Raw genomic sequence first — 12,102 nt, forward strand, 5'->3', positions numbered from 1 at the left:
TCAACCCCCAATGCTTTCGATTTTCACCCCAATGAAGAATTATCCGTTTCCAATCCGCGTTGCCGCAGACGCAACCGGGATTCTGCTGATCGGGATGATGGCATTCCTGCCCGCGATGCGAAGCCAGGCTCAAGCCGTTCCGGATTCGACCACGGAGAGGGACCAGGCTGGGCCGGTCGTATCCAAGGAGAACAGCGCCCCGTCAGCTCAGGATACAGTGGTGATGTCACCTTTCGAGGTCATTTCCAATGAGCGCGGATACTATTCGTCGACGACCATGTCGGGAACGCGTTTGAATTCGAAGGTGGAGGATCTGGCTGCGTCGATCACCGTCGTCACCAAGCAGCAGATGTCGGATTTTGCACTCCTGGACATCAATGACGTGTTTGCCTATGAGGCGGGAACGGAGGGATCCCTGACTTACACTGATATTGCCGCGAACGCTGACGGCGTTCCGATCGACAGCACCCAGTTGAGCCCGAACACCGCAAACCGGGTCAGGGGGATCAGTTCTGCAAACCTTTCGTTCGGCAACTTTCAGACCAGCGGACGCGTGCCAGTCGATCCCATCATCATCGAAGCGGTCGAGATCAACCGGGGACCCAACTCGAGCGTCTTTGGGCTGGGCAATGCCGGAGGTACGGTGAATCTCCAGCCTGTCTCGGCCAATCTTACGCAAGACAAGTCGGAAGCGAAGATCCGTGGCGACAGTTATGACGGGTGGCGCACGAGCCTCGATTTGAACCGCGTTCTCAGCAAAAACCGCCTGGCGGTTCGTGTCAGCGGCGTTTATCAGCGCGACGGCTTCGAAAGAAAGCCATCCGGCACCGACACCCGGCGCCTGAATGGGATGGTAAAGTTTCGACCGTTCGAAAACACGACGATCAGCGGGTTCTATTCAAACTATCACCTCACGGGAAATCGTCCGAACACCACGATGCCGCTCGACGGCATCTCCCTGTGGGAGTCGGCTGGCAGACCCACATGGGATCCCGTGACGGCCACTGTCCACATTGATGGAAAATCAGCGGGAACCTTTACACCAACGACCCTTCCCGCCTATTTCTCCACCAGTTCGTCTCTCAGGACCTATTCAACAGTGGCGGTTGATGGAAGCGGCCAGGTGTCGCAGTGGATGCCGATGCAGATGACGACAAGCACGACCGATCCGAACGCGAGCAAGCAGAACGTGTTCATCGTGATAACGTCGCCGAATCAATTGAGGCAGACGCAGCCGCTTTGGTCCAGCAATGCCCAGCTTGGCGACAAGTCGATCTACGATTGGTCATCCATCAACCTGGCCGCCGTGAACCAACTGCGGCAGGACACCAATACGGCCATGTTGAACATCCAGCAGATCATCCTGAATACACCCATGCAGTTGCTGGCGGCCGAGGGAGGCTTTTATCGGGAGGACAGTCAGAGTTACGCTCGCAACATCATTGGAGGCGCCGGTTCGTCCGGGCGCATCGGATACTTGAACATGGACGTCAACGAGCGCCTCCCAACCGGTCAGCCGAATCCATTTTTCCTGCGGCCCTACCTGGGAATAAGCCTGCCACAGGATATTGATGAACCACTTCGGCACGAAACCGCACGCGCGCAGCTGGCTTACCGTCTCGATTTCAGACGCGAAAAGAACCTGCTTCGCTGGCTGGGACTGCACCAGCTTTCAGTCTACGGCGAGTACCAGGACAGGATTAGGCGCAGCATTGGGTACCGTGACATCATCGCTGACGATCATTCATGGCTCCTGCCTGTTCCGCGGGCAACGGTCAATGCGGCACAGGGGGGTGGCACCGACGTCGCAAGAAACTACTTCAGGTACTATGTGGGCGACAAGGGGCCCCATGTGGATTATGCGCCCGGCCGGTTGAGCTATGGCACGTATCCCCATGTCTGGGGCAACGGTGTCACCGGCGTATTCAAGACGGAATCCGCATTGCTCGCGCAGGGAATATCAGCGGACAGAACAGCCGGGAGCAGCAATTCCCGTCAGGTCATCAAGACCCGAGGGGCCACTCTTCAAAGCTTCTTTTGGAATGATCGCATAGTGACGACAGTCGGGGTGCGACAGGACACGAATCACAACAAGGTTGGCATTACCCCAAAGTTTCTGGCTGACGGGACACTCGACTGGGATTCGTGGAATGCCTGGGGCCCTGCCGACTGGATCATCAAGAAAGGCACAACAAAAACCGTGGGAGTTGTGGCCAAGGTCCTTCCCTGGCTCAACCTGCACGCGAATTTTTCTGACAGCTTCGAGCCCAGCGCGACAGCCTACGACATCTTCCTGAATCCGCTGCCGGATCCAACCGGGCGCGGGCACGACTACGGAGTGACGCTGAAGCTCCTGGACGGAAGGCTTGTGATGCGTGTGATCAAGTACGAAACCAAACAGATCGATGCCAGGGCTGGGGCAACGGCGGCAGCCCGTACGCGAGCGATGGACTTCGATTTCGTGAGTTCATCCACCAATCGCAGCAACTGGCTCAATGCGAATGCGCTTCGCTGGATTACCGCGGCTGCTGCGGCGAACGGGCAGACGCTCACACCCGATCAGGCAACCGCCCAAGTCGCTGCATTGATGGGCTTTTCCGTGGAGGAGTACAATGCGCAGAAGGATGTCCCCAACAGCAGCATCTCTGAAACCGCGGACGTTCTGGCGAAAGGCAGGGAGGTTGAGATCAACTACAATCCCACCAACTACTTTACGGTCAAGTTGAACGCGGTGAAACTGGAGTCCATCAATCTGCACCTGTCGCCGGCGGTAACCGAATGGATCGAAAAACGCATGCCCATTTGGGAGAAGATCATCGACCCTGAAACCAAGACACCGTGGTACACCACCAGCTATCCCGGTGCGTCGGCCAGCGCACGCACGCCGTCGGCCTTCCTTTCGGGAACCGTGTTGACTCCTCTCGGCGTCGACAAGGCGCTGGAAGGCAAGAGCCGCCCCCAGGTTCGCAAGTACAAGGTGAACCTGGCCACAAGCTACCGTATGGCGGGCCTGACGGATCACAAGGTTCTCAAGCGCGTAACTGTTGGCGGTGCACTGCGCTGGGAGGATCGCGGCTCAATCGGTTTCTATGGAGTCGAAAGTCCGCCCACGATTGTGACTGACCTTGATCCGACCCGGCCGATCTGGGACAAGGCCCATCTCTACGCTGACGCCTTTGTTTCGTATCGTACCCGTTTGTTCGCCGACAAGGTCAGCACGACCTTTCAGTTGAATGTGCGAAATCTCCAGGAAAGTGGACGGCTGCAGGCCGTGGCAGCGTATCCGGATGGAACTCCCTGGGCGTTTCGGATAGTCGATCCACGTCAATTCATTCTTAGCGCGTCGTTTGAATTCTGACGATGCCAGCGCTTCCACCGATCTTCCAAGGCTGACGAACCGCGGATCTTGATTCTCCGGCCTAGGTGCTGTGAGACTTGTACAGTCCGCGGGTCGCACTTTTCCTGTGCGCCAGTGCCGGCCATCCCTTTCTGGTTTGGCAGGCGCGCGCAGCCAGTTTCCCCATGCTCCTTCTTCCAATTCGACTCAAGTCCGGATCTGTATTGATTGGCTGCCTCATCTGGTTCTTTGCGTGCAGATGTCCTGGCGCCGCTGAAAGTTTCGGGCCAGTTTTTCCCGTGCCCCAGGAGGTTGTGCCGGGAGTCGGTTCATTCAGGTTGGATGAGACCGTAACCCTGGCGGTTCCTGTCAACGCCAGGGCGCACGATCTGTTTCTGGCCCGGAGTCTCGCGGCGAATCTGGCGCAGTGGCGTGGAATCGCTGTGCGTACAGTAGTGACCGATCAATTGCCGGACAGCCGTGTCATTGTGATGGGTGGTCGGGAGAATCCATTGGTGAAACAGGCCGAGGATCGGTTCGGACTGATGAAGGGATCGCGTCCGCCGGGCGAAGGATACATCCTGGCGGTTCTTCCTGAAGCAATAGTGGTCGATGGCACGGATGACGCGGGCGCCTTCCACGGACTTCAGTCCCTGCGGCAGTTGCTGAACCATGCGGAGCCCAGCCTTGAACTGCCGGCGATCAGGATCCGGGATTGGCCATACAAGCCGATACGAGGAGTGAAGTTGTACCTGCCTGGGAGAGAAAACATCGCCTTCTTCAAGCGTTTCGTGGCCGATTTCATGGCTCTCTACAAATTCAATTATCTGTTTGTCGAATTCAATGGCGCGATGCGATCCGACACGCATCCAGAGGTGAACGCCGGCTGGCTGGACCTCTCCAGGGACCTTGCATTCAGTCGGAGGGATCGCCCAACGGGAGCACGTGGCGAGTATCAGGACTCGCCAAATCAGGATGTGGCGGATGGAGGGATTGTGGAAAAGGAGGAGGTTGCGGACCTGGTCGCCTGGGCAAGGCTCCACCATGTCAATTTTGTGCCGGAAGTTCCCTCGCTGTCCCACTCGTACTATCTCCTCACGCGCCACCGGGAACTGGCGGACCTCGCACAGGCGAACTGGGAGTGGCCGGATGCCTACGATCCGGACAATCCGGCGACCTACCGCCTCTATTTCGACATTCTTGATGAGATCATCGAGGCAACAGGACCCTCCATGGTCCATATTGGTCACGATGAATGGCGTGTCCCGCTTGGAAATACCGATGCGGATGACGCCGCCGCGCGCCGCACCCAGTACATCGCCGACTTGAACCGGATCCACAGGCATCTGTCGGACAGGAAGATCAGGACCGCGATCTACGGCGATCACCTGCTTGAGTCGGTGCGGGGTGACGAGTTTTCCGAGCAAAAAACCAAGGACGGCGAGCACTATCGCTGGCCCGGCGGGCTAACCCGCCGCCAGGTCGAAACCGAGATTCCAAAGGATATCCTTGTATTCAACTGGTTCTGGAGGGACGGCCGCGAAGGTCAGGGCGAATTCAACGACATCGCGGTTGAAGACCTGGGATTCGAGCAGGTCCTGGGAAATTTTGAGCCCTACATCATCAACTATGAGCGCCGCAGTGCGCGACGGAGCATCAAGGGAGGAGTACCGTCTTCGTGGGCTGCGACGAATGAATTCAATTTTGCGAAGGATCTTCTCTACGACTTCATCGGGTGCGCCAATCTCACATGGTCGACGCACTGGCTGCCGGAATCGAGGCTGGCAGACATCGTCCAACATGAATTGCCGATCGTGCGGCGTTATCTCAGCGGAGGCCCGCTGCCGAGCGAGTGCGGCGATGCTGTCCATCCCCTGGCGGTCGCACGGTCTGCTGCTTTTCCGAAGGAGGAAATGCGAGCGGGTTTGAATCCGAACCTTTTCCGAGAAGGAACAGTCATCTCCGGCAACCTGGCATTCGACATTCCGGACATGGACGGCGCCGAAGGCGGTTTTGCGGCAGCGGTGGGTGTTTCAGGCTCCAAGCCGATTGAAATGCCCTCGGTCTCCAATCCAATTCCGATCGGAGCTGATGCCAGCAGCCTGATTTTTTTGCACGCACTCGCCCGGCCGTCGACAAACATGTTTGCGTACAAGTACGTCTACAACCAAGAGGACTCCTCGGACCTGATGGGGTACTACGAGGTTGTCTATGAGGACGGCTTCGTTGCAACAGTCCCCATTCGCTACGGTTACAACATACTGGAGTGGTCATCGGGACTGCGTGCGACACCGCGCAATCAATGCTATGGAGCCCGGGCGGTCGAGTTGGGGAAGTCTCCAGAGAAGCGCGTTACCTTCTTCGCCCTGGAATGGCCCAATCCCCGGCTGGGCAGAAAAATAAGGGAAGTGCGTCTGCACGGAACCAGGAATTTCCGCAGTGCGGCGAAGAGCGGACCGGAGATGTCCGCCAACGTGATTTTCCTGAGCGCCGTCAGCATCGTGAAACCGCGCGGTTTTCCGGAGCCGGTTTCCGCCCGGTCAGCGGAAAAGCCTGAATAGGCGGCCCACTTTGACATGAGATTCGTCCACCTTGCCCTGAGTGTAGCAATATGCGGCACGCTTGTGGGTCAGCCGGCGCGCGAGGCGGCGGCTTCTCGCTTCAATTTCGTGGCGATGGGATGCGTTCCCTATGGTCGCGTTGAAAACAGCAGAAGCAGTTTCCTGCGTTTGCTGCGGGAGGTTGATCGGATCCAGCCTGCGTTTGCCGTGCATCTGGGGGACATTCTTGGTGGCAACGAAAAGCCGGCGGATGAGGTGCTGCGACAGCGCCGCGATGACTTCGACAGTGTAAACGGAGCCTTGATCTACACGCCGGGCGACAACGAGTGGACGGATTCGCACAGTCCGGGGCAGGGGAGTTTTGAACCGTTGGAGAGATTGGAAAAACTTCGAAACCTGTTTTTCACGGAGGATTCGAGCCGTGGGCGGAATCCCCTGCGGCTGGATACGCAGCGTCACGATCCTCGATTTTCCAAGTATGCCGAGAACGCCAGGTGGACGGTTTCAGGCGTGGTCTTCGCAACGGTGCATGTCGTTGGAAGCTCCAACAATGTTCGTCCATCCGTGCCGAGCGCGATGGAGGAGTGGCAGGACAGAGACCTGGCGGACGAGGCGTGGATCGAACAGACATTTGATGTCGCCTCGAAGAAAGGTGCTCCGGGCATCGTCCTCTTTTTTCACGCGGATCCCTTTGCGGCTGATCGTGGGCAGGCCGGCGTCAAGCGCAGCTACGAGCGCTTCCTGAAAACCGTGGAGCGGGGGGCGCGGGATTTCGCCCGTCCCGTGCTCCTCGTTCACGCGGATGAACACCGGTACCGGCTCGACGTGGGCATGCGGTTTGAATTGTCAGCCACGCCGCTCCAGAACGTCACGCGTTTGGAGACATTCGGCGACTCCAACATCCATGCGGTTCTGGTGACTGTGGATCCTGGATCTCCCCAGGTCTTCCTGGCTGGGCCGCTGATTGTTCCGGGGAATCCGGTGCCTCGCCTGCCCAAATAGCGACTGCCAGGCAGGCTTCACGGGCAGCCAACCCTCAGGGGGTTGCCGCCTTTTCCGGATTTGGTTCAAGCACTATGTTGGTGCCGCGCGTAAGATGGCGTCGCAGGGCATCAACGGCTTCGTCAATTTTGCCGACTTTCAAGGCAGCGACTATCGCGCGATGTTCCTGCTCGGTCTGTTCGTAGTCTTCGATGTATTCCTTCGACTGTCCTACGCGAATTTGGAACAGAGGGATGTGGCAGTGTTCATACGCGCGGAGAAGCCGGCGGTTTCCTGATGCCGCGACCAAGAGATCGTGAAAGCGACGGTCAGCCTCCCATGCACCTGTATGGTAACCCTTCCTGACCATGTACGCGAAGTCGTCGCAGGTGGTTTCCATTTCCGCGATCTCCTCAGAGGAAATCCGCTCCCGGGCCAGTCGTATTGCCGCGACCTCCAGGATTTCGCGGACTTCGCGTATCTCAATGACATCCTTGGGTTCCATGCCGGCGGCAAAGAACCCGCCTTTTTCGCCCCTTTCGACCAAGCCCTCCCCGTGAAGTCTCGTAAGGGCTTCACGTACGGCGAGGCGTCCGACAGTGAGTTTGCCGGCCCATTCTTCTTCCTTGAGCCGATCCTCTGGTCGAATTTCCAGGATCAGTATTCGGCGGCGAATCTCGGAGTACGCTTTATCCGACTGAAGCTGTGATGCCATACTGTTGCCAAATGCTTATCTTTTTTGTCTGCATAAGTGATGCAGGGGATGTCGGGCTTTGCGAGGTCATTTTTGGCTCTCCGTTCAAGTCACAGCTTTCTAACTAACAAAAATGAGGAAAAAATGTTGACGAAAATAGCGCTAAAATGTTGTCATGTGTTTGCCCTTCTTCCCCATGGTTGGCCTTTCGCCGCAAACGCTAGGTTTGGCTCGCCGAAATGTCGGATGTTTCCCGATGGACGCATCAGATGGTTCGGCGGGTAGAGTTCGTCAGATTGCCAGGTTGCTGATGCAGGTAGGACCGCTGACTGTGGCTGACATAGCCGCGCGTTTCAGAATCTCCTACGCGACTGCCAGGCGGGATGGAATTCAGTTGGCCCATTCGGGTCAGGTGGTGCGGAAGCACGGCAGGCTCTTACCGGCGGTCAGTGTGGCTGGTGAGCAATCGTTTCAAGCACGCAGCACCTCACAGACTGGAGCCAAGTCTCAAATTGCACAGAGGGCGGTTCAGCTCTTGCCTGAGACCGGCACCATCTTCGTGGATGCTGGAACAACCTGTCTTGAGGTTGGACGCCTCTTGTTGCACCGCCCGGGACTTCGGGTCGCAACCAATTCAATTCCATTGATGGAGTTGGCGGTGGACGCCCGGGCGAGCATCATTGCAATTGGAGGAGAAGTTCGCAAGACCTCGCTCGCTCTGACCGGCGCCCTGATGCAGCCTTGGATGACTGGGCTTCACTTTGATGCGGCGATCATAGGCACCGCCGGCGTCGAACTTTCCACAGGTGCCTACACCAGCGAGATGAACGAAGCGGCCATCAAGTCGGAGGCCTTGCGGCGATCGAATCTGCGGGTGCTGGTGGCGGATTCAGAAAAGTGGAATCGTCCCAGTGCGGTTCACTTTGCCCCTTGGAGCGCATTCTCGGCCTTTGTAACCAACTTCGAGATGGTGCCGGACGCCCGAAGGTTGCTCGCAGGCGAGAGTGTGAGCGTCCACCGTTGTTGGTGAGAAGCCAGAATTTTCCAAGCCTTGAGCCGCCCCGTGGCAAAGACCGATGTCTTCGAAGCCGCGACTCCAAGATCACGGGGACGACTCAGTGGCTTGTCTGCACCGCGGGTTCCTCGTTGCGGCTGCCGCCGGTGCCGAGGCTTGAGACGAATTCGACTAGGTCGCGGAGTTCTCCGCGCTTGAGGATGAGGCCAAATATCTCCGGCATGCTCGACGGCGCAGTTTCGCGCTTCACAATATTGTTCTTCTTGATCACGACAAGATCCTCATCGGTCGCAGTCCGCAGGGTGTAGGTCCTGTCATCCTCGGAGGCGATGCTGCCCACCTTCACGCTGCCGTCCTTGAGCGTGAAGGCCACGGAATCGAAACCCGCGGCGATGGAGGCGTTCGGTGCAACGATGGATTCCAGGATGTACGCCCGCGACTTGTCGCGCCCGATGGTGTCGAGGGCCGGGCCGGCTTCGCCTCCCTTGGCGCGTATCCTGTGGCAGCGCACGCAGGCGAGCACGGGATGCTCGAAGAACAGGTGGCGGCCCTCGGCTCGCTTTCCGCCAACCATGGCGTAGGAATACTTCTCCTCCACCGGTGCACTGGCCAGGCGGGCCGCACGTTTTTCCGCAGCCTGCTTCAAAGCGGGATTGTTGCGGGCATCGACGGCGTCGAGGATTTCGACCTGTAGTCCGGCGAGCTTCTTGTCAGTGTCGATGCGCGACAGGTAGTCGCCAAGAACCTTGTCGACGCGCGGATCGTCGAGTTTCGCGAGATTGGTGATGGCGCTTTGCTTTTCAACAAGGGTTCCCGAATCGAGCGCATGAAGGAGCAGGGGAACTGCCTCGGCCGCGGATATGATGGAGTAGTAGCCCTGCGCCGCTGCGCGCAACGAGGCATCCTTGGCGAGGCCGGCCGCCTTGACGGCATCAGCGAGGCGCGGATGGTGCCATTCTGAAAGGGGCTTCAGTGCGGCGGCGCGAGCGTCGCTGCTGGCGTCCTCACGGAGAACGAGTGCGGCGAGGGCGTCGCCCGCCGAACGGAGATTCAGCGCCTCGATGGCGCGGATCGCGGCGAGTTGGACATCGGCATGGCCGTCTGCGAGCAATCGAGCGGCGAACGGCTCCAGGGATTTCACCGCGGGCGAGGCGTCGCGGGCGGGCAGGGGGCGGAAAACCCCCACGATGCGATCGCGCGCGGGCGGGTGTGCCCAATCGGAGAGGTGAAGCAGCGCCTCGATGCGCAGGTCATCGGGTGCGTCCGTGCGGGCGGCGAAGGCGGCGAGAGCGGCGGCATTTTCCGGCCCGCCGTTGCGGAAATGCGCGTTGAGGATGCGGAGGCCAAGGCCCTTGTCCACATTCATGGGCATCATCGGCAGCAGATCCGCGAGCGCGGTCTGCGCTGAAACGACCGGTGCATCGTTGATGGCGCGAGCGGCTTCGGCGACTATGAAGGGATCGGGATCCGTGAGGAAGCCGGCGATTTCCGGGCTGTTCAGGCGACGGTAGGCAAGCAGAACCGCAAGGCGCACCGCACGGGAGGAATCGGCTGCGGCCGACTCCATGGCGCGCGGGTTCTTTCCGCCCACCAGCCCCATGACAACTGCGTGGCGCAGGTAGAGGTCCTGATCGGCATTCTCGCGGGCGACTTCGATCAATGCGGGAGCGGCTTCGGCGCGACCCAGCTTGCCGAGGCTCTGCGCCGCAAAGAAGCGGACGCGTCCCGATGAATCCTTGAGCGCGGTGAGCAGGGGCTCAAAGGCGACTGCAACCCGGCCGTCGCCGAGGACTTTTGCGGATTGAGCGCGCACCTCCGGGTCTGCATCGCTGAGGAGCGGCAGCACGACGCGATAGGCCTCCGGCTGTTTGCGGCCCACCTGGCCGAGCGCCCAGATACCATGGATGCGGGCGAGTTGATTGTAATGGTGTGAGGCAATCTGCGTGAGCAGCGGAAGAGCGGATGCGCCCTTGGCGGCGAGTGCATATTGAGCCTCAAGACGCACCCGCTGATCCGGGTGACCGATCAAGGCGAAAAGCTCCGCATCTGAACGGCCCTTCATGCCATCCGCGATGAGTCGCTGCGTTTCCCTGATCAGCGGATCATGGGCGGTAGCCTCGTTGGTGAGGGCGTAGAGGCGGCCCTTGCGCGACTTGGCCCAGCCGTTGCCCCAGTCGGAGAAATAGAGGCGTCCGTCCGGACCAAAATCGACGTCGGTCGGCAGGGTGCCGCCAAGGAAGAGTTCCTGGCGACGCATCGTGAAGGAGGCTCCCTGCGGATCGAGCGCGTAGAGATAGATGCCGCTGGTGGTGTAGGATCCCTTGAAGTGGCACATGAAAAACACATCGCGGTAGCTGGACGGAAGCCCCGTGCCCGGGTAGTGCGTGAGGCCCGACGGACCGTCGGCGGTGTTGACGATCGGCGGGAGGATGTAGGCAGGCTGACCCTCGTGACGCGGTTTCCACATTTGCTCGAAATTCCACGGCCCCGCATTGCCCAGCGGATTGAACTGGTAGCCCACGCGCCACCCGCTGTCGCCTCCCTCGACGACCTGGACGAAGCGTTCGACATCACCCTGGTCGGAGTCATTGTCACCGGTGAACAGGTTGCCGAAGTCGTCGAAGGCCAGCTCCTGCGGGTTGCGCAAGCCGCTGTGCACAATCTCCAATTCGGTGCCGTCGGGCCAGCAGCGGAAGACCGCGCCCATGTCGGGTGCATCGACCACGCTGCCATCCTTCGCCTTCGCATGAGTCCCGCGGTCGCCGATTGAAAAGTAGAGCTTGCCATCCGGACCCATGACCAGGCCGTGCAGATCGTGCCCGGTAAAGTTGAAGCGCACGCCGTAGCCGTAGCTAAGGGAGGTGCGGCCCTTGGAAATGCCCCTGGCATCGGGACCGTCCAGCAGCCAGAGGTGCGGGATGTTCGTGAACCAGACCTTGCCATCGCGCGCCAGGACACCCGAAGCGATGCCATCAAGCGGGCTGTTGAAACCCGTGGCAAAGGCGGTTGATGAGTCGGCCACGCCATCGCCGTTTGAATCGACGATCCTCCTCACCACTTCGGTCTCGATGGACAACTCCTTTTCGCCCTCGACGCCGAACTGATCGAGGATCAACTGAGCGCGATCTTCCACGGTTCGCGCGGCAAGTTCCTGCTCCAGCATCGGCATGTAATCGCGAATATCCAGCACGCTGGAGCGGTAGCGGTAGGTCTCGGCGATGTAAGCCGTGCCCTTTTCATCGAAGGTGAATGCCACGGGATTCGCCAGCATGGGCTCAGCGGCGAACAGGCTGATCTTGAATCCTTCGGGGATCTTGAAATGCCTGATCGCCTCCTCGGCCTCATCGGAGGCCGGAAGCGGATTGGCCGTAGGCAGGCGATCGAGTGGAAGGAGCTTGAGGGGTGGGGGGCCCTTGGTCCTGGGGGCGGGGTCCGACATCAGCGAGGCCGGAAAGGAAAGGATGGCACCAAGGGACAGGGCGCACACGGAGATCCATTCACGCATAGAAACACG

At 59.5% G+C, this 12,102-nt stretch carries 6 protein-coding genes; 4 read left to right on the forward strand and 2 right to left on the reverse strand.

Annotation, left to right across the window (positions count from 1 at the left end; all coding sequences use genetic code 11):
- Positions 1–31 precede the first annotated feature (31 nt).
- The 3 genes from HS122_17330 (at position 32) to HS122_17340 (ending at position 6,900) form a co-directional block, all read left to right on the forward strand.
- Positions 32–3,358: a TonB-dependent receptor plug domain-containing protein gene (locus HS122_17330; GenBank protein ID MBE7540159.1), complete on the forward strand. Its 3,327-nt coding sequence runs from the start codon at positions 32–34 to the stop codon at positions 3,356–3,358.
- Between the two features lie 164 nt (positions 3,359–3,522).
- Positions 3,523–5,898, forward strand: coding sequence for a family 20 glycosylhydrolase (locus HS122_17335; GenBank protein MBE7540160.1), 2,376 nt, complete (start codon positions 3,523–3,525; stop codon positions 5,896–5,898).
- A 15-nt stretch (positions 5,899–5,913) separates the two neighbouring features.
- Positions 5,914–6,900 (forward strand): hypothetical protein, encoded by a 987-nt coding sequence (locus tag HS122_17340; GenBank protein ID MBE7540161.1) that lies wholly within the window; start codon positions 5,914–5,916, stop codon positions 6,898–6,900.
- A gap of 34 nt (positions 6,901–6,934) precedes the next feature.
- On the opposite strand, the gene HS122_17345 is transcribed toward HS122_17340, so the two are convergent.
- Positions 6,935–7,594, reverse strand: coding sequence for a GntR family transcriptional regulator (locus HS122_17345; GenBank protein MBE7540162.1), 660 nt, complete (start codon positions 7,592–7,594; stop codon positions 6,935–6,937).
- Between the two features lie 235 nt (positions 7,595–7,829).
- Between HS122_17345 and HS122_17350 the strand changes: the two genes are divergently transcribed.
- Positions 7,830–8,603 carry a DeoR/GlpR transcriptional regulator gene (locus tag HS122_17350; GenBank protein ID MBE7540163.1) on the forward strand — a complete coding sequence of 258 codons (774 nt, stop codon included), beginning with the start codon at positions 7,830–7,832 and terminating at the stop codon, positions 8,601–8,603.
- 85 nt (positions 8,604–8,688) lie between these two features.
- On the opposite strand, the gene HS122_17355 is transcribed toward HS122_17350, so the two are convergent.
- Positions 8,689–12,093, reverse strand: a complete 3,405-nt coding sequence (locus HS122_17355; GenBank protein ID MBE7540164.1) for a HEAT repeat domain-containing protein — start codon at positions 12,091–12,093, stop codon at positions 8,689–8,691.
- Positions 12,094–12,102 lie beyond the last annotated feature (9 nt).

This window comes from Opitutaceae bacterium, from assembly GCA_015075305.1.
Lineage (GTDB): Bacteria > Verrucomicrobiota > Verrucomicrobiia > Opitutales > Opitutaceae > UBA6669.

Coding starts and splice junctions, on each gene's coding strand:
- HS122_17350 (MBE7540163.1), top strand. CDS start 7,830: ATGGACGCATCAGATGGTTCGGCGGGTAGAGTTCGTCAGATTGCCAGG.
- HS122_17335 (MBE7540160.1), top strand. CDS start 3,523: ATGCTCCTTCTTCCAATTCGACTCAAGTCCGGATCTGTATTGATTGGC.
- HS122_17330 (MBE7540159.1), top strand. CDS start 32: ATGAAGAATTATCCGTTTCCAATCCGCGTTGCCGCAGACGCAACCGGG.
- HS122_17355 (MBE7540164.1), bottom strand. CDS start 12,093: ATGCGTGAATGGATCTCCGTGTGCGCCCTGTCCCTTGGTGCCATCCTT.
- HS122_17340 (MBE7540161.1), top strand. CDS start 5,914: ATGAGATTCGTCCACCTTGCCCTGAGTGTAGCAATATGCGGCACGCTT.
- HS122_17345 (MBE7540162.1), bottom strand. CDS start 7,594: ATGGCATCACAGCTTCAGTCGGATAAAGCGTACTCCGAGATTCGCCGC.